The following is a 20,500-nucleotide window of genomic DNA, read 5'->3' on the forward strand; positions in this document are numbered from 1 at the left end:
TTTAATAAATGACCTGATTTTGAAAAACTTTACGCGTGTGTGAATAACAATCTCTTCATGATTTCTTTACAAATCTATATCGCGCAGGGAATAAATAACCTGGCCCAACGGCATTTCGTGTACGAGCTTAAAGAGCTTTTTAGCAACCAATTCCGGAGTGTAAAGCTGGTTTGAATTTTTGTATGCTTTAAAACGCTCCACTTCGGAAAAAGAACTTTCATCCGTGCTGCGAATACCTGCCTGCATATCGGTGTCAACAACACCCGGCGCAACGGAAAGACACTGGAAATTCGTCCGGCCCAATTGCTGCTCTTCGAGTTGGATGGTTTGACAGAACAGATCTACTGCGGCTTTCGAAGCACAGTAAGATGCCCAGGATGCAATGGGGTTTTTCCCTGCGCCCGAACTGATGAAAACTGCCCGGAAGGAAGTAGTCGCTGGAATTTGACGCAGCAGTTTCTGTAAAATGGCTGCACCTGCAAATAAGTTTACCTGCATCACTTTGGCTATTTCCCCAGATTCCAGCTCCTCGAAATAATCCACTTTTCCCAGGATGCCGGCATTGTGAATGAAAACCACCGTTTCATCGGAAAGATCCGGAAAAGAAATGCGGTCGACGGCCTCCGGATCGCTCAAATCGCAGGAAAGAGACGAGTAGTGCGGATGTGAAATGGTATGGTTCCGGCCGATGCCGATGACTTTTTCGCCTTTTGCCAAATAGTTTTCAGCGATTGCTTTCCCGATTCCGCGGGATGTTCCTGTGATGATGATCATGTTCATAAATATAAGTAGGGGCGAAAAATTTTTCACCCCTACTGGTTATGCCAATGCCTGTTTCAAATCTGCGATCAGGTCGTCTACGTGCTCAACGCCAACGCTCAACCGCAATAAGTTGTCCACAACGCCTGCTTTTTCGCGCTCTTCCTTCGGAATAGAAGCGTGTGTCATGGTTGCCGGGTGATTGATCAGTGATTCCACACCTCCCAAAGATTCTGCCAGTGAAAATACCTGGAAGGAAGAAGCAACACGATACGTGTTTTCAATGCTTTTATCTTTTAGAACGATGGAGATCATTCCGCCGAAATCACGCATTTGTTTTTTAGCAATTTCGTGGTTCGGATGTTCCGGGAAACCTGGCCAGTACACTTTTTCAATGGCCGGATGGTCTTTCAGGAAATGAGCGATCTGTTTTCCGTTCTCGCAATGACGCTGCATGCGTAGGTGCAGGGTTTTGATTCCTCTGAGTACCAAAAAAGAATCCATCGGGCCCGGATTTGCCCCGGAACTGTTCAGGATAAAGTACAATTGTTCGTGGATCGCAGTGTCGTTGGTGATCAAAGCACCCATTACTACATCCGAGTGGCCACCCAGGTATTTGGTAACCGAATGCATCACGATCGTAGCTCCCAGATCCAAAGGATTTTGTAAATAGGGAGAAGCGAATGTATTGTCGGCAACCAGGATGATATTGTTCGCTTTTGCAATGTTTGCAACCGCTTCGATATCGATGATCTGCATGGTTGGATTCGTTGGAGTTTCCGCCCAGATCAATTTGGTGTTTGCATTGATGTATTGCTTGACATTTTCAGCGTTGGTCAAATCGATGAAGTGAAATTTGATCCCGAATTTCTCATAGATTTTCGTAAACAAACGGTATGTTCCTCCATATAAATCGTCACCTGTAATGACTTCGTCGCCCGGCTTCAATAATTTCAAAACGGCATCCGTAGCTGCAACACCACTGCTGAAACACACACAATGTTTCCCGTTTTCCAATGCTGCAATGTTTGCCTGAAGTGCTTCGCGCGTCGGGTTTTTCCCTCTGGCGTATCCGTAACCTTTATTTACTCCCGGAGATTCCTGGACGTAAGTGGAAGTTTGAAAAATGGGAGTCATGATTGCTCCGGTAGTTTCGTCGGGATGTACGCCTGCGTGAATTGCTTTAGTACCGAATTTCATATCTTGTTCTTTCATAGAAAATGAGTTCAATTTTACAGAATCACAAAGTTAATTTCTTTTTTCGATGTAGTAGGGGCGAAAAATTTTTCGCCCCTACTAGTTTTGACTATTTTCGCTAAGCAATTCAATGAGTTATTCAAGCGGAAATATCAGCGACTTTATTCATGCCTTATCGGACATGCCGAAAACGGACATGCTGGTAAACCTGTCGGAAGCTGCTCATGCACTGGTTCAGTTGGAGGAATTGCCCGCGGCTAAATTCCAGGTTTCGTTGGAAGACAAGTGGAAAACAATCTGGCAAACTGCGAATAAATTCCGGCTGGAATCTGATGTGAATGCACTATGCCTGGTTCTTGGAACCGTTTCTTCGGATATCCGCACCGGGTTGATCAAATCTCCCTTGCTGATCGTTCCGCTGACCTGGGAGTATGTCCGGATTACGAACACGCTTCAACTGGAATTGCTGGAAGAATCAACAGAAATAAATCCATACATCCGGTTTCTTTATTCCGAGCTGAACAAGGAATCACTGAATGAGCTACCGGAAGATCTGAGCTTGCCGGAAAAACTGGAATGGGTCATGAATCAGTTCCGGGAGTTGAACCTGGAAGTAGAATATTCTTCTGAAATTCACATAGGCAATTTTCACTATCACCGTTTTCACCTCCTGCGCGAGTTGGAAGGCATCGAGCGGTCGGAAACGAAAAGTGCGTTGGTGGAACAATTGCTGGGACATGATTTTGAACCGGCCAAAAACCTGGAATTATCTCCCGGTTTGATTTACCCGGCAGATGCAGACCAAAAACGGGTTTTCGATCTGTTAAACACGAAAAACACCTTGCTGCAAGGCCCTCCGGGAACAGGAAAATCGCAGGTTTTGATCAATATTCTCGGTAAATCTCTAAAAAGTAAGCTGAAGACTTTGGTTGTCTCCGAGAAGAAAGTGGCGCTGGACGTCCTGGTCAAAAAGCTTTCCGAACTGGAATTAGACCCCTTCGCATTCGTTGTTCACAGTCAAACCAAATCAAAGGATTTGCTGGGGCAACTAAAGACGACCTGGAATTTACTCGAAAGCGGAAAAATGCAATCTGCACAGAATCTCAGGATTTCGGAACAGCTTCACGCCAACCTGCAATTACTGCTTGATCGTCTGAATACAGCGGATTATTTTGCCGGGGCTTCTTACAAAGAACTCCAGGATTTGCTTCATGAAACCCCTGTTCAAAAAGCGAAATTTTCCAGCCTTGTTCCAACTATCGACGAGTGGCTCAGATACAAACCGTTGATCCGGAAAGTGGACGCACAATTGGGCTTTTCCAAACTAAAAGGGCTCAAACCTGCATTTTTTGAAAAATGGAACGGCGATCAGCTCATCCGGAACAATCTGGCGAGACTGGATTTGCTGCAGTCGAAATTGGACGGGTTGGTCTCATTCGGTGATTTGGAAAATACGATTGCTGTTTTGGGACGTTGCCAATTGGTTGAGAACGAACAATACAAAGCATATAGCCAGCTTCTTTCGAAACCCAAAGAGTGGAAGAAATTCCAAAAGCAGGTTCAATTGATGAAAGATCTGAGCGACCGGTTGGTTTCGGTCCAATCGGAAAACCGGATCTGGAAACAGGAACCTTCGAAAAGCCAGTTGGAATCCTGGGAACAGGCCACAAGCTGGTTGCAGCTTCGAAAGCGCAGAAAAGCGATTGCGAAATTACTGAACGATCCGTCTGTTTTACCTGAGATTGCATTGCAAAACTGGAAAAACTACCTGGCAGAAATGCAAAAATGGCGGGAACTGGAATCCTATTTTCGTGAATTGGGCCTCGGCGCAAACAGCCACGCCCTGGAAATGGGCATGTTGTATGCTTCCAGCCTGGAAAAAGAAAGCGGTTCCGTATTAAGTGAAATTGCCGGCTGGACCAGCGAAAAACGCCAAGCCATTATCGGGTCCGCTTCAGAGCTCAAACAATTGAGAACCGACCTGGTCCGTCATTTTGAATTGAAAGGTGAGGTGGTTCTGTTTGACTTTTTAAAGCAAAAGCAAGCCGAATTTGTGGAATTGAGCAGTGTTTACGAAGACCTGAAACAACTTCCGCGCTTTTTCTTCACGCTGTTGGATGAGATGAATACCTGGGAAGAATTGCAGGCCATGATCCTGTTCAGTTCCCTGAGAAAAATCGAATCGGTTAATCCGGAGATTGTCAAATTTTCCGGTGAAACCCTGAAAGATCGCTTAGAGACCCTGATAGAAACCGAGAACACCGAGTTCTTCGATTTTGCCGCTTCACTGCGGGTACAAATCCAAAATCAATTTGCGGAATACGAAGAATTGCTGCGAACGCCGGCTCAAAAACTATCTGCCGCACAAAAGGAACGCAAAGCCCGTTTGAAAAAAGGCAAATCGCTGTTGGTGAAAGAATTCGGGAAAAGCCGGAACCACATTACGATCCGGAACCTGATCGCAAGCGAAGCGAAAGAGTGGGTGCAATTGCTCATCCCGGTTTGGCTGGCAACTCCGAACCAGGTGGCAGATCATTTTCCGCTGGAAACAGGATTGTTTGATCTCGTACTTTTCGATGAAGCCAGTCAGCTTCCGTTGCCGGGAGCGCTCGGTTCCTTGTTCCGTTCCAAAAGAGCATTGGTCGCCGGAGACGAACAACAGATGGCGCCGTCTTCCTATTTCGGGAAGAATTTCGGCTTCCACGATTTGCTGCATCAGGCTTCTTTTTATTTTGAACGTGTTCCGTTGCGCCATCATTACCGCTCGGAATACCCGGAATTGATCCACTTTTCCAACCAGCATTTTTATAAGAACGAATTGATTGTTTATCCTTCTCCGCAGCGCAAACAGGTACTTTTTCACCACTACGTGGAAAACGGAATTTTCGAAGAGCGGAAAAACATGCCCGAAGCAAAAGCCGTTGCAGACTTTCTCGAAACTTACCAGAACTGGGACCGGCAAATCATCGGAATCGTGGCTTTTTCGGAAGAACAATTGAAAACGATCTGGAAAGCCTGTTCGGCAAAAGTTCAGGAACTCATTACCACCAAACAGGAAGAAAATACCTTCTTCTTCAAAACACTGGAAAATGTGCAGGGCGACGAAGCTGATTGCCTGATCATCAGTTTGGGCTACGCGCGAAACCCGGAAGGATCTTTCCAGATGCGTTTCGGTCCGCTGAACCAGGCCAACGGCCACAAGCGCCTGAATGTTTTGTTGACCCGCGCCAGACGGGAAATGCACTTTTTCACGTCCGTCAGAGCAATGGATTTTGAATTATCCGACAACGAATCGGTGAACCTGTTGCGCCGGTTCCTGCAGGATCTGGAAGCTTACCAGTTCTCTGAAAGAGCATTCCTTTTCCCCTACAACCTCGAAACAGAAATTATCGAAGGCCACCGGGTGCGTTTTAAAAACAGCTACTTCCAAATTCCCAATGGCCAGGACCTGGTAACCTTCCATCGCGTCATGAAACAGCGTGGCTGGCAACTCGAATACTAACCGGAAGTTTATTTCGGTAATTTCCAACCATTTACTTTTTGCTGCATCTTATCGAAAGTGTAACCTTTTTTACATTTGTGTTAAATCAATTATTCACAAACGATGCGGTACTACTATTCAAGATACGTGAAAATATTTCTAACAATTCTAATATCTATTTTTTCTGAACAAATGCTTTTGGCTCAGTCAAAATCACTAGTGAATATGAGTAATGGTGATATTTATATCTGTAGTGATAATTGTTGTTTGGAATTTTATGCAAAACTTCCTATGTTTAACGATATAGCTTATGTCAACGATAAAATATATGCCGTTGATGCAAACCTAAACGTTATAGATTTTAACTCAAAACAATTAATAAGTTCCTTTCCTATTTATAACATAAATGGAGATCAAATATTTAGCGATGGCTTGGAAATAGTAAATGATAGTTTATTATTTCTGGATGACGAGACAGATCTTTATTGTTTTAATTTGAATACAAATAGTATTCAATTTGTAGGCAATACGGGATATTATTGTTCTGGAGATCTGCTATTCCTTAACAATAAATTATTCATGACAACTGATTCGAATCAGCTGATAGAAATAGAATTGAGTTCTTTTTATGCCATTGTCAATGTAACAGTTGTAGATAACCTTTCTATAGGTTCCGTGTTTGGACTTTCAAAGATTAATGACGCTTCCGAATTACTCTTATTTAGTGGTTTATCATTGTACAAAGCAAATGCTATTTCTAAAGAATGCAGCAAGGTTTGCAATTTGACATCGTCTGTTAATGGGGCTAGTTATTATGGAGAGAAAGGAATATGTACAGATTATCCAAATATAATTACGCCAAATAATGATGGCGTTAATGACTTATGGGAATTCTCTTTAGCCTCAAAAGCTCAATTGGAAATTATAAATCGTTGGGGAAATTTAATTTATAAAGTCGAAGGTAATATGCTTTCGTGGGATGGAGCGGATTGTCCAGATGGCATTTACTTCTACCGAATAACTACTAAGGAAAACATCGAATCCGGATATATCCAACTGATTCGATAACTTGTAACAAATGCCAAATAATTCATTAACAATATGATTATAAAACTTAAAACTAAAGTTATAGCGTAAAAATTCCAACTATTCACCAATGAAGTCATCTAACGATTGTTAGTTGTTTGCAGGATGCAGACACTTTATTTTATCCATTGAGAATGGACCGTTACCCGGAAGGTTGTACTACTATTATTCACTAAACTATCACTGAGCGTATGAAAACATAATCCAACCTATTTGCATGAAACACATCTTTGTAAAGATGGCAATGTTTCCTTATCGCTTTGATGTGAGATCAAGCGAACTATTTTACTAAATTTCCCGAACTTCGGGAACAACTATTAACAAACTTATCAATTGATAAAACCTGCTTTTTATATCACTATTTTACTTTTTGTTCTTCTGAATCACTCGCAGGCTCAGCCAAATCTGATTTATAATGGCGATTTTGAGGAGTATTCTAGTTGTCCACAATATGAAAGTTCCCCATTTCAAAATCCAAAGGAAATAGAAAAGTGTATTGGATGGAAAGCTCCTACTTATGGTACAAGCGATTATTTCAATACATGCGCTACGAATCCAACAATATCTGTACCAGCCAATGCCTTAGGAATTCAAAATCCATATTCTGGGAATGGATATCTTGGAGGGTCTTTTACAAATTATGGCGGTGGTGCTGGAAACGATGGTTACTCCGGGATTATGTGGTGGGAATACATACAAGGACAACTGATTTCTCAATTGGAGGAAAACAAAATATATAAACTTTCAATGGAAGTGTCACTGGCAGAATATTCTGATTTAATGATAAATGAAATCGGAGCTTATTTCTCCGATTTTCCTATTTCCAGTCCAAACACTGCTGCTTTAACAGTTAATCCACAGTGTGTTTTTTACAATTCCAATCATTTTGGGGACACTTTAAACTGGCAGTATGTTGAGACAATTTTCATCGCGAGTGGACACGAACGATATGTGACTATTGGTAATTTTCGGAACGATACATCAACAGACACTTTACGTCGTTATGACATTTCCCCTACATATGTTAATCCATATGTTACCTATTTCTATATCGATAATGTTGTTCTAACAAGTGTTAACATAGACATACCTAATATATTTACACCTAATAATGACGGAATCAATGATTTATGGAGTCTTCCATTTTCAGATGCCTCAAAAAAAGTTTCAATACTAAACCGTTGGGGAAATTTAATTTATGAAAATGATTTGGAAAATTTCGCATGGGATGGGAAAACTCAAAAAGGTGAAGAATGTTTGGATGGAATATACTTTTACAGAATTAATAATACGAACATAGCAGGTTTTATCCAATTGGTGAGGTAACACCAATTCAATGAAAAAGAGAACACTATTTATTTTTGGAGCTGTTTTTTTATTTGGCACCCAAAATATTAACGCACAAACTAGTAATAGTCCAGGAGGAATAGGACCTTCTGGACAAAATAATAATCAATTTTGGTCTAGGGCTGGAAACAATGCTGCTTTTGGCACGAATAATATCTTCGGCACCCGTTGGGCATCCGATATATGGGTGATGACTAATGATATAAACATTGCCCGTTTTACCCACAATAACGCCCTAACCTCCCTCGTCGGCAATTCCGGTGACGGCTTGCGCATCCTGGATCCGCTCAGCGGCCCTGGAAATCTGGATTTGTTTACTTCCAGTTCGCCGGGCGGAAATGAAACCCACATTGTTTGGGGTGGAAGCGGGCAGGTTTCCGGGCAGAATAACCGCTTTGAATTTTTGGCCAAAGCAGGTCAGGGATTTTGGTTTGACCTGATCAGCCCGACTGTTCAATACTACAAGTTCGCGACCAATGCGACTGTGCATGCTTTTGTTGGCAGCAACCGGTTCTGGCGCATCGGAGATCAGGCGGAACTGGCAAATACTTCGGCAAATCGCAGACTCGAAGTAGTACAGGATGACTGGCAATTCCGGCTTTCCCGCACAAACGGCGTGTATACCGATTTCCAAACCAATACCAACCGGAACCTGCAAATCCTGCCTCAAGGCGGGAGGGTAGGAATCAATGCAAATGCTGACCCTACTGCTACCGTTGATGTGTTCGGTGATGCGAGAATTCGTAATGTACAGGCTGCAACTCCAAATTCCATTTTGGTTGGTGTAAATGCTACCGGTGCTTCGGATGTAAACGTACGCAGACTGGATTTTAATGGAAATCCAACTACTTTTCTGGGAGGTGATGGAGCATTTCACAGTATAACGATCCCACCTGTTCCGGCTCCCTCTGCTAATAATGGGGTTTCCTGGAACTCTGCCCTTTCGGCAGCCTATCAATTAGGAGATCTTTATATGCTACCGACCACAAATACACCACTGACAGCTAATCGTCAGGTGAGACTGGGAGGGAGAAGCTTAATTTTTTCCGGTACAGGAAGAGTTGGAATCGGGTTAAGTGCGCCTATAATGCCTACCGAAGTTCTCGACGTAAATGGAAATGCGCGTTTCCGCAACGTTCCGGTTCAGGGAGGCCAATCGATTATTCTCGGATTTCAAAACGGAACCAATGTGGATGATGTGGAATTATCCAGATTGGAATTTCCAAACAACAATACCGTTGCATTGCTGGGAGACGGAACCTGGGGAACAGTTACCGGCCCGGCGGGTCCGGCAGGACCAACCGGAGCAACAGGGCCTGCAGGTCCAACCGGTCCAACAGGAGCTACCGGTGCAACAGGCCCCGCGGGACCGGCCGGAGGAATTATTGCTGCTCAAAACGGGTTGAATTTATTGAATCCTTCTACCGTTGAGTTGGGTGGGCCATTGTATCACAACACCACGGTTACCTGCAATACGTTTGACATGAATTTCAGCAATGTCTACGGGAACTTCATCGTGGGAGACTGGAATAACGGAAGCTCACCGTTGACGGGCGCGCACCAGAATATTATCCTCGGAATGGCAAATACCATCAATTATAATCCTGCAGTTTCCGGTCAGGGTTGGGGACACGGCATTTGGGGAAATTCCAATACGGTATATAACCAGGGAACGAATGTATTCGGAGATTACAACGAGATCGGGAACAACGCAAGCGCCACCGCCGGACAAGGAGACTTCGTACTTGGAGCGCACAACAAATCAAACACTGCAACCGGTGCACAAGACGGCTATACCATTGGTGCTTATAATGAGAATCAGGGTTACACCAACTATGTTTTCGGGAAGGAAAATAAAGTTACCGGCCAGGAATCCTATGCTTATGGAAGCGATAACATTTCCAAAGGATTCAGAGCCCATTCCTTCGGGAATTACGTATATGGCCCGGAATACGTGGTTTCAATCGGGAACAGTTATACCGGAAGTGCTGCCAACATCCAAAGTTATGTGAATGGCGGCGGTGATCTTTACACGGCTCATACTTCACTGGCAACCGCCAACCAGGACATCCCGGCGATCAATATTGATAATTCCAATAAAGTAGCTATCAAAAAATACTATGCAGCCGCCTCATTGGATGTTTGGGGAACCATTCTTCAAAACGGAACCAGTGTAACTTCGGATTCGACCCTGAAACACAATATCCAGGATTTAACGCTTAATGCAGACAGCTTACTGAACCTCTTGCGTCCAAGAACTTTTGAATGGAACACCGTTCAGGATACCTTTATGCTGGGAACACAATACGGGTTCATTGCCCAGGAATTTGAAACGGTACTTCCTGATTTGGTTAAAAGCGGGGAAGACGGAATCAAACACATCAGTTCCGGTGGGTTAATGCCGATCCTGGTATCGGGTTACCAAAATCAAAAAGCACAGATCAATTCATTGGAAAACAACCAGGACAGCTTGCAGGAATTGGTAAATTCCCAGCAGACGACTATTAACGACCTGAATAACCGCCTCACACAATTGGAAAACTGCCTTTCCGGAATTCTTCCTCTACTATGCCAGTTAAATCAAAGCGCGATCCAGGCAAACACGCCGTCTGCACAGGAAGAAGTGCGCAAAAACCTGAACGTAACCCTGAGCAACCGCCATGCGATCGTGCTCGATCAAAACGTACCTAACCCGTTTGCAGAGCAAACAACCATCCATTTCTCCGTTCCGGAAACCGTAAAGAAAGCGCAGATCCATTTCTACGATGGAAACGGCCGCTTTATGAATTCCGTTGAGATCACTGAAAGAGGTCTTGGAAGTATCACTGTATTTGGCTCGGATCTAAGCACAGGTGTTTACACTTACACGTTGGTTGCAGACGGACAAGTTGTTGCGACTAAGAAAATGATGAAGCAATAAAAATTTCAAAATAAATACGCATCCCTTGCAGCAAGATTGCAGGGGATGTTTTTTTGTCCGAAAACACGATATGGTGATGTTCCTTACTGGATAAATCAACAGGAACAGCAGTTAAATTATTAGTGGAGCATTTGTGTTATCTTTTTCGTACATTGGACAACTTAAAAAACTGACAATGAAAAAGCTACTCTCCTCTTTTTTGTTCCTGGCAATCCTGCATGTTTGTCTCGGACAAAGTGAAATGACCTCTATTCAGCGTTATTTGCAGGAACATGCAACTAGCTGGAACCTGAAAGCTGCAGACTTCTCGAACCTGGAAATTGTTTCAAGCGCTTCCTCGAAGGCTTCGAATACAAAGCACATCAAAGTACGTCAAACGAAAAACGGCTTACCGGTTATTGACGGATTCGGAATCATTACTGTTCGCAACAATGAAGTCATTCATGTGACGACAAACTTCGTTTCCGTTTCGGAACCGGTGAATCATCCGGTTTTAAGTGCTGCCGATGCAGTGAATGCCTCCCTGAAACAGTTGAATTTGGCAGCTGCAGATTTGAAACAGCTTCAAACTACCGGAAGCGGTTTTCTTTTCTCCAAAGCCGGAGTTTCGAAAGAAGATATTCCTGTGAAATTGTTCCTTGGAAGCCACAACGGACAATTGCTGTACATCTGGGATCTGAGTATTTATCCGGTGAATTCGGAGCATTGGTGGTCGATGAGGTTGAATGCCGAAACCGGCGAGGTGATCTTTCAAAATGACTGGATCGCTCATTGCTCAGTGGAGCATTGTTCCGGCGAAAATCATCGTGCTGCTCAATCCATGATGGTTCCGCCTCCTCCTCCGGGAGCAGATCAGTACCAGGTTTACGCATTACCGAATATCAGTCCGGCACACGGAGATCGCGTGCTCGTTACAAATCCTTCGGACGGAGTTTATTCTCCTTTCGGATGGCACGATACGGATGGAATTGCTGGCGACGAATACACCATTACACGCGGAAATAACGTGTATGCTTCCGATGATATTGACGATGATGATGTTCCGGGTTACTCACCGGATGGAGGAAGTGCATTGGATTTTGTATTTCCGTATGATTCTGCCGTAGGTGTTCAGGGAAACCTGGATGCTGTTATTACGAACCTGTTCTACATGAACAATATGATGCACGACATCTGGGCACATTATGGTTTTGACGAAGAAAGCGGGAATTTCCAGGAAATGAATTACAGCGGTTCCGGTTTGGGGCAGGACCAGGTTATGGCCGATGCGCAGGATGGAAGCGGAACAAACAATGCGAATTTCGGAACACCGCCCGATGGAGGAAATCCGCGCATGCAGATGTACTTGTGGACGGATAGTAACGTTCCGGATTTATTGACAATCAATTCACCGGCAATTGTTGCAGGACCTTATTCCTGTTCTACAGCCGGGTTTGGCCCTCCCGTACCGACGACTCCGATTACGGAAGACATCGTTTTGGTTTTGGATGACGGAACTGATCAGACAGATGCCTGCGGAGTCATTACAAATGGTGCGGCCCTGGCCGGAAAAATTGCTTTGGTGCGACGAGGAAATTGTCCGTTTGCCGATAAAGTATTGGCTTGCCAAAACTTCGGTGCTCTGGCTGTCATTATTATGAATAATGTAGGAACCAGCACTCAGGCAATGGGTGGTGGTACCGGTGCAGAAACAATACCGGCTATCATGGTTTCAAAACCGAACGGAGATGCATTCGTAAACCAGATCAATTCTGGGAGCACATTAAACGGAACGATCGTAAATCCGGGAGATCTGACCGCAACGGATTCTGATTTCGACAACATGATCATTGCACACGAATACGGTCACGGAATTTCTACGCGTTTGGTTGGTGGAGCAGATAATGCGGACTGTTTGTGGAATGCCGAGCAAATGGGTGAGGGCTGGTCTGACTGGTTCGGACTGATGATTACACAAACCGCTTCCGATGCAGCTGCTGACGGAAGAGGAGTAGGAACTTACGTGATCAATGAACCGAATAACGGAACCGGAATTCGCCCGGCGCCTTATTCCACGGACTTTGCGATCAATGATTATACTTACGGAAATACGAATAGCAATACTTTGACAGAGCCACACGGAATCGGTTTCGTTTGGGCAACGATCCTGTGGGATCTGAACTGGGCTTTGATCGATGAATACGGGTTTGACCCGAATATAAAAACAGGTACGGGAGGAAACAATAAAGCTATGAGTTTAGTGATCGAAGGATTGAAAATGACCAACTGCGGACCTGGATTTGTAGACGGACGCGATGGAATCCTTGCGGCAGACCAGGTGCTTTATGGCGGAGCAAACAAATGTTTGATCTGGAAAGTATTTGCCAGAAGAGGAGTAGGTTATTCGGCAGACCAGGGAGATCCGGGTGATCGTAACGACCAGGTGGAGGCATTCAATTTACCTTTCGAGTGTACACTGGGATTGGCCGAAAACAAGGCAGGAGTTCACGTGCAGGTTTATCCGAACCCAAGTAACGGAAAACTGACGGTTAAGAACAATAACTCAGGTATTCAGCACATCGAGTTGGTTGATTTGAGCGGGAAACTGGTTTATTCAAGATCACTTGAAAACAAAACAGAAGCAGATCTGGATATCAGCAGCCTGAAACAGGGATTGTACCTGATGAAAGTCTTAACACCGAACGGAACTGAAACCATTCGCGTGGAGAAATTCTAAAAGAAAAACTAAAAAACAAAGGCGCTCTCATTTCGGGAGCGCCTTTTTGTTTGAATACGTTATCGGTTCTTTAGATTAAACCTGCAACCATTGCCTCTTTTACTGCCTGACTTGTATTTTTGACATTCAGTTTGTTCAGGATGTTGCTCCGGTGCTTTTTGACTGTTTTCGGACTGATGAATAATTTTTCCCCGATCTGGGAGCTGTCCATTCCTTCTCCGAGCAATTTCACGATTTCAATTTCGCGTTTACTCAGTTCCAGCGGCATGTTTTCCTTCAGGCTCATGTTCATGAAAGAAGGTTCGTTATCCAGCCCGATCAGGGAAAACTTAAGATTATTGACCGCAGTGATGTGATCGATTCGCGTATGAATATTCAGGGATTTCCCGAATCCGCCATTGGTGTCGAGTGTCAGCAGGATAGCCTGGTGATTTAAAAGCGCATAATTCCCGTCGGCCATTTTACTGCGAAAAGAATAGTTCATCTTATACTTCAGTAATTGTTCCGGGCGAAGTCTGGAATAGTAAAACTCCGCAATAGCGCGTTCCGTATTCTGAACATAAGGAACATCTTCCGGATGAATGGTGCCCAGGATGTCCTGGAAAGTCGTTTCATCGGGGTTTAATCCGTGAATTTCCCGGATCTGTTCGCTGACGTGCGATACCGACATGTCGAAGAAATCAATGATGTAGTAGTAGAATGGTCCCAGACTGATTATTTTGGAAGTAATATCCTCAAATTTCGGCAAGGGAAAATGCGTATTTTCAACAGCACGCTTTTGGGTACTGTCCCACACGTCCTGCAAATGTTTTAGTTCGTTTGACAAATCCTTAATAATTATTCGCTGATGATTGATAATTCATTAGTGTGCATCCAGCCAGTTATGAGCCAGTTCCATTTCAACCTCCATCGGAACAGCCAATGAAACAGCCGTTTCCATGGCTTCCTTTACCAATGCTTTCATGATTTCCTGCTCGTCTTTGTGCACGTCGAAAACCAATTCATCATGTACCTGCAGGATCATTTTGGATTTTACATTTGCTTTCACCATCGCCCTGTCTACGGCAACCATGGCCAATTTCACGATATCTGCCGCAGAACCCTGGATCGGTGCATTGACCGCATTTCGCTCTGCAAAACCTCTTACAACTGCATTGGCCGAATTGATATCCGGTAAATACCGGCGGCGTTGCATAATGGTTTCCACATACCCGTTTTCACGTGCGTCTTTTACCGCTTTGTCCATATAGGTTTTGATGGTCGAATACTGCGCAAAATAGGAATCGATGATTTGTTTTGCTTCCGTTCTGCTGATTCCCAGGTTTTGGGAAAGACCGAATGCCGACTGTCCGTAAATGATTCCGAAGTTCACCGCTTTTGCAGCACTGCGCTGGTCTTTCGTTACTTCGTCCAGTTCTACATGGAATACTTTTGCTGCTGTTGCCCGGTGAATATCCACCTTGTCCCTGAAAGCCCGGATCATGTTATCATCGTTTGCCAAAGCAGCAATGATCCGCAATTCAATCTGGGAATAATCCGCCGACATCAATTGATAATCTTCCGAACGGGCAATAAACGCCTTGCGGATTTCCTTTCCGCGTTCGCTGCGAATCGGGATGTTCTGCAAGTTCGGATTATTGGAACTCAAACGGCCCGTTGCGGTTACCGTTTGCATATAGCTGGTGTGAACTCTTCCGTCAACCGGATCTTTCATAGTCGGAAGCGGGTCCACATACGTCGATTTCAGCTTCTTCATTTGACGGTAATCCAGGATACACGGAATGATCTCGTGATCGTTTTTATGCTGTTGCAAAATATCTTCGGATGTTGCGTATTGACCGGTTTTGGTCTTTTTGGCTTTTGCAGAGATTTTCAAGTGTTCGAATAGTACATCTCCCAATTGTTTCGGAGAATCCACGTTGAAATCCATCCCTGCCAATTCCTTGATGCGGATTTCCAAAGCAGCGGTTTCGTTTGCCAATTGCTGGGAATATGCTTCCAGGTGCGGAATGTCGATGGCAACTCCTTCTTCTTCCATTTTCGCAAGAACGGATACCAGCGGCATTTCCATTTCGTAGAACAGTTTGTGTAAATGCTCTTTTTCGATCTGCGGCCCGAACAATTGTTTCAGTTGGAAGGTAATATCGGCATCTTCGCAGGCATAATCACAAATGGCCTCCGGTGGAAGATCACCCATATTTCCCTGGCCTTTTCCTTTCTTCCCGATCAAAGTTTCGATGCTGATAGGCGTGTAGTTCAGGTAGTATTCCGCCAGAAAGTCCATTCCCTGTTTCGACTCCGGCTGAATTAAATAATGTGCGATCATGGTGTCGAACAAAGGTCCGGCAAATTCAACTCCGTAACGGTGCAGGACCTGCATGTCGTATTTCATGTTGTGAGCGATCTTTTCAATTGTTTCACTTTCAAAAAACGGTTTGAATTCGTCCACAATAGCCTGTGCTTCGGCTTTGTCTTTAGGAACTGCCACATAGTAGCCTTCACGTGCTTTGAACGAAAAGGACATACCTACCAGATCCGCATGCAATGCATTGACATCTGTTGTTTCCGTATCAAAACAAACGGATGTTTCGTTCAGTAATTTAGTTAGTAAAGCTTTACGTTCTTCCGGCAAAGTCACTAAATGGTAGGATGGTTTTTCCGTAGCAATCGTTTTTACGCCACTTGTCGGCTGAGCTTGCTGCACTTCCACCAAACTCTGAGTTCCGAAAAGGTCCAGCTGGCCGTTTTCATCTACTCCGGCTGAAGTAACTACGATTTCTTCTCCCGTAACCCGTTTTGCGAGGTTGCGGAATTCCAGGTCTGTAAAAATATCGAGGACCAGGTCTTTGTCAGGTTCCTGGTACTTCAACTCTTCCGGATTGAATTCTACCGGTGAATCCAGGATGATTGTAGCAAGCAATTTGGAAATCCTTCCCTGTTCCATGAAATTGATAACGTTTTCCTTCATTTTTCCTTTCAGGGATTCTATATTTTCAAACACCCCTTCCATGGAACCGTAATCGGCAATGAGTTTCTTGGCTGTTTTTTCACCTACTCCCGGTATTCCCGGAATATTATCGGCAGTATCACCCCATAGTCCCAGGATGTCGATCACCTGTAGCGGGTCATTCACTTCAAACTTTTCACACACTTCTTTCACTCCCATAACGGTTGCAGGATCTCCTCCGCGCCCCGGTTTGTAAATGAAAATATTTTCGCTCACCAACTGTCCGAAATCCTTGTCGGGTGTCATCATGTATGTCAGGAATCCTTCTTTTTCCGCTTTTTTAGCCAATGTTCCGATCAGGTCATCCGCCTCATAGCCTTCTACCACGTACATCGGAATGCGAAATGCTTCGATAATGCGTTTGATCGGTTCGATCATACTTCGGATGTCTTCGGGCATTTCTTCCCGGTGCGCTTTGTAGTCAGCAAAGTCCACATTCCGGTTGGTAGCTCCTCCGGGCGGATCAAAAACAACCGCTATGTGTGAGGGCTTCTCTTTGTTGAGAATATCGATCAGCACATTGGTAAAACCAAATGCGGCAGAAGTGTTTTGTCCTTTGGAGTTGACCCTCGGATTTTTCGCAAAAGCAAAATAAGCCCGGTAAATCAAGGCAAAAGCATCTAAGAGGAATAATTTTTTATCTGATTCCGGAGTAAGCATATTTTTCGAGAATTTGAAGTACAAGTTTAAGGCAAATTCGGCAATTTTCAGGTTGTTCTTCGAATAATTTCCCCTTGGTGTTGGAATGGTTATTCAAACAGAGTTAAAGTTGAGACACAATATTTTAGGTGATTTAGATGGGAGTATTTGTGTAATAAATTTGCCAAAATAACCAAACATGTTATTTAATACACAATTAAAATAAAGAGATTATAGATGGGTAGTCTTCATTTTGTGGCGTGAAATCTATTGATTAGATGAAAAACATGCCAGGCATAACGCTTTCTTAAATGTTAAACTTTGAAGTAGTGAAAAGAAGTGGTTATAACATGCTGTATATTAGCTCTTTCACAAACAACTATTCACGCCATGGAAAAAATCCGCTTAGACTCGTCTTAAACATTTCGATGTTAAAAAAATAACTACTAACAGTTTAATTACACACTATTTACTTATACATCTTATGAAACAATTTCTAAAATTAGTCTGTTTCGTGCTGCTTTATTGTGCAGGAAACAACTTACTAGCTCAAACCGGTGCTGGAGGACCTTGTCCTGATATCAATGTCAGTACTGGAATTGATGCTGCGGGAAATGCCATTGCGATCGGTGCGACCGATCCTTTCTGGACAATTAGTTCAGGCCCGGTTGGTCCGGTAGCAAAACGTGTACAAAGCTACCTTCCTTATTGGCAGGTAACACCTGTATCAGGAACAAATGCTTGCTGGATCAATGGTTCAGGTACTATTTTTAACAATGCAGCGGGAAACTACACGTTCTCACGCACCTTTAACATTGTACCGGGAACCACTAGTTTTACCACAAATTTTGGTATCGCCTGGGATGACGTTTTGGTTTCAATCCAACTGATTCCACCGGGTGGCGGACCTGGAATTCCGCTTACTGTTCCCCCGTCAGCGCCTTACACGGTAAGTCCACCGATTGGTTATACGGTTTCATCACCGGCCGCAGGAGTTTGGACGATCGAATGTGTTGTCAATTTTATCGATAATGTCGGAGCTTTCATTCTTTCAGGTTCAATCGACGTAGATTGTAACGATAACCCTTGCACATGCGAAAACATTCATCCTGAATTTACTTACTCAACATCTACTGATTGTATTACTACATTCACGAGTATGGTTAACCCTAACTGTGTTAACACTACGACTCAGATTGAATGGATTATTGATGGAGTTTCAGCTGGATTCGGACCGACATTCAATTATGCATTCTTAACCAACGGTCCGCATACTGTCTGCATGGTAGTTACTGTAACCTTAGCTGATGGAACCAAGTGTACGAAAGAATCCTGTCGCACCGTAAATATTGATTGCAACCCTTGTAGCTGTAATCTGGTCATACCTCATTTTACTTATACGGTCGATAAGTGCATTGCCCAATTCGTAGCAGATCCTTCGTTACCATGTTGTATTAAAGACATCAATTATGAATGGTATGTAGACGGTTTACCTGCAGGAAGCGGACAAAACTTTAGTCACACTTTTACTTCGAATGGATTCTATAATGTCTGTTTATTCATTACGGCTAATTTAAATGATGGAACAGTATGTTACAAAGAAATATGCCAGCTGGTTGAAGTAAAAGACTGTGACGAATGTAATTGTAATCAACTGGTACCGTCATTCAATTTCAACATCGTGAACTGTGAAGGTTATTTCGATGCCGTAGTTTCGGCACCACCTTGTATGAAAGAGTTTACTTACCAATGGACTGTCAATGGACTTCCTTCAGGAACAGGACCAAGTCTGAGTTATACGTTCCCTGCTAACGGACCTTATAATATTTGTCTGCAGGTAACTACCATTATGCCGGATGGAAGTTCTTGTACGAAGGAATACTGTAAAATCGTTAAGGTGAAAGACTGTGACCCTTGTAATTGTGATCAGCTTCAGATAGGTTTTGATCATTACATAGAAAATTGCACGGGACATTTCACCGGTCTTGTAGGACTTCCTGCTTGTATGCAGATTACCGGATGGAATTGGTCGGTAAATGGTGTGTATGTTGGTTCGGGTCCTGTATTTGATTATACTTTCCCGGCAAATGGTTTCTACAATGTTTGCCTGACGGTTACTACAATTATGCCAAATGGACAAAAATGTTTCAAAGAAGTATGTCAACTGGTTGAAGTGAAAGATTGTGACCAATGCAACTGTCAACAATTACAGTCCGATTTCGGATACCAGGTAAACAAGTGCGATGTGGAACTATTTGGAAAGGCTTTTGGTCCTAATTGTATGTCCAATTACCAATACGAATGGTATGTAAATGGTTCACCTGTAGGAAGCGGACAAAACTTTGTTTGGACTGCTCCGGCTAATGGAACTTACACCATCTGTCTGTTTGTTACGGTAACTTTACCTGATGGAACGCTGTGTCACAAAGAAGTGTGCAAAGACATTGTAATAACTGATTGTGATCAATGTAATTGCAGTGACATAGTAGCAGGATTTAATTGGCAGATTGTTCAGTGTACCGGTTACTTCAACGCATATTTTAACCAGACTCCATGTATACAAAGCTACTCGATTGATTGGTATGTGGATGGTTTATACGTTGGTTCCGGAACGCCATTCTCTATGCCAGCATCAGGAAATGGTAGTCACACAGTTTGTATGGTACTTACTACAGTTCTCACCAATGGACAAGTATGCCAGACCGAATCATGCAAAACGATTGATGTAGTTGGTTGTGGATGCCCTTGCAGTCTCTTGAACGGAACAATTAATTTCCAGGTTGACAACTGTAATATCCACCTCGTGGGACAACCTCAGATTCCGCAATGTATGCTAAATTCATCGATTCCACCAAGCTATAGTTGGACAGTTAATGGTTCATATGCAGGTTCAGGTCCTGTGATTAACTATACAGCTGCAGGAAACGGTACTTACCATGTTTGTGTACTGATTGTTGTTACGAAGCCGAACGGACAGAAGTGTGAAAAAATGGTTTGTAAGGATATTGTGGTAAGCAATTGTAATACAATTCCAAATCCACAAACGATTTATCAGCCAGGTCCAACAATGGAAGAGTCGTTAAAGCTTTACCCAAATCCGGCCAGTACGGAGCTCAATATCGATTTCACAACGAAAGATGCAGGAACCGTAAACATTACCTTCAAAACAATAGATGGTAAAGTGTTCCTTAATCAATCGATTGATGCCCAGGCGGGACCACAAAGGCTTAAAATGCCGATTTCGCCAATGGTTTCAAATGAAATGATTTTGGTGGAGATCACTGTGGACGGTGAAACAACTACCCGTAAAGTAAGTGTTGTAAAGCACTGATTTTAAATTATAGCTAA

10 protein-coding genes are annotated in these 20,500 nt (G+C 43.6%); 6 read left to right on the top strand and 4 right to left on the bottom strand.

What is annotated here, in order from left to right; translation table 11 throughout:
- Positions 1-66 precede the first annotated feature (66 nt).
- On the bottom strand, positions 67-774 hold the full coding sequence (locus ABDW02_RS14790; protein ID WP_343635766.1) for an SDR family NAD(P)-dependent oxidoreductase: 708 nt from the start codon (positions 772-774) through the stop codon (positions 67-69).
- A 45-nt stretch (positions 775-819) separates the two neighbouring features.
- On the bottom strand, positions 820-1,974 hold the full coding sequence (locus ABDW02_RS14795) for a cystathionine gamma-synthase (protein WP_343635768.1): 1,155 nt from the start codon (positions 1,972-1,974) through the stop codon (positions 820-822).
- 112 nt (positions 1,975-2,086) lie between these two features.
- On the opposite strand from ABDW02_RS14795, the gene ABDW02_RS14800 reads away from it, so the two are divergent.
- The 5 genes from ABDW02_RS14800 (at position 2,087) to ABDW02_RS14820 (ending at position 13,506) form a co-directional block, all read left to right on the top strand.
- A complete protein-coding gene (locus ABDW02_RS14800; RefSeq protein WP_343635770.1) occupies positions 2,087-5,458 on the top strand; it encodes an ATP-binding protein in 3,372 nt (1,123 codons plus the stop codon).
- Positions 5,459-5,584: 126 nt separating this feature from the next.
- Positions 5,585-6,505 (top strand): gliding motility-associated C-terminal domain-containing protein, encoded by a 921-nt coding sequence (locus ABDW02_RS14805; protein ID WP_343635772.1) that lies wholly within the window; start codon positions 5,585-5,587, stop codon positions 6,503-6,505.
- Between the two features lie 351 nt (positions 6,506-6,856).
- Positions 6,857-7,849: a gliding motility-associated C-terminal domain-containing protein gene (locus ABDW02_RS14810; protein WP_343635774.1), complete on the top strand. Its 993-nt coding sequence runs from the start codon at positions 6,857-6,859 to the stop codon at positions 7,847-7,849.
- A 211-nt stretch (positions 7,850-8,060) separates the two neighbouring features.
- Entirely contained in the window at positions 8,061-10,790 is a 2,730-nt protein-coding gene (locus tag ABDW02_RS14815; protein WP_343635776.1) for a tail fiber domain-containing protein, read from the top strand.
- A gap of 175 nt (positions 10,791-10,965) precedes the next feature.
- Positions 10,966-13,506 carry a T9SS-dependent M36 family metallopeptidase gene (locus ABDW02_RS14820; RefSeq protein WP_343635778.1) on the top strand — a complete coding sequence of 847 codons (2,541 nt, stop codon included), beginning with the start codon at positions 10,966-10,968 and terminating at the stop codon, positions 13,504-13,506.
- A 70-nt stretch (positions 13,507-13,576) separates the two neighbouring features.
- Here ABDW02_RS14820 and ABDW02_RS14825 read toward each other — a convergent pair whose 3' ends face one another.
- Positions 13,577-14,332 (bottom strand): LuxR C-terminal-related transcriptional regulator, encoded by a 756-nt coding sequence (locus ABDW02_RS14825; RefSeq protein WP_343635780.1) that lies wholly within the window; start codon positions 14,330-14,332, stop codon positions 13,577-13,579.
- 36 nt (positions 14,333-14,368) lie between these two features.
- The gene (gene polA / locus ABDW02_RS14830; protein WP_343635782.1) at positions 14,369-17,173 is read right to left on the bottom strand and encodes a DNA polymerase I; all 2,805 of its coding nucleotides are present in this window, start codon (positions 17,171-17,173) and stop codon (positions 14,369-14,371) included.
- A 463-nt stretch (positions 17,174-17,636) separates the two neighbouring features.
- On the opposite strand from polA, the gene ABDW02_RS14835 reads away from it, so the two are divergent.
- Positions 17,637-20,483 carry a hypothetical protein gene (locus ABDW02_RS14835; RefSeq protein ID WP_343635784.1) on the top strand — a complete coding sequence of 949 codons (2,847 nt, stop codon included), beginning with the start codon at positions 17,637-17,639 and terminating at the stop codon, positions 20,481-20,483.
- Positions 20,484-20,500 lie beyond the last annotated feature (17 nt).

The sequence above is a fragment of the Fluviicola sp. genome (genome assembly GCF_039596395.1).
Lineage (GTDB): Bacteria > Bacteroidota > Bacteroidia > Flavobacteriales_D > Crocinitomicaceae > Fluviicola.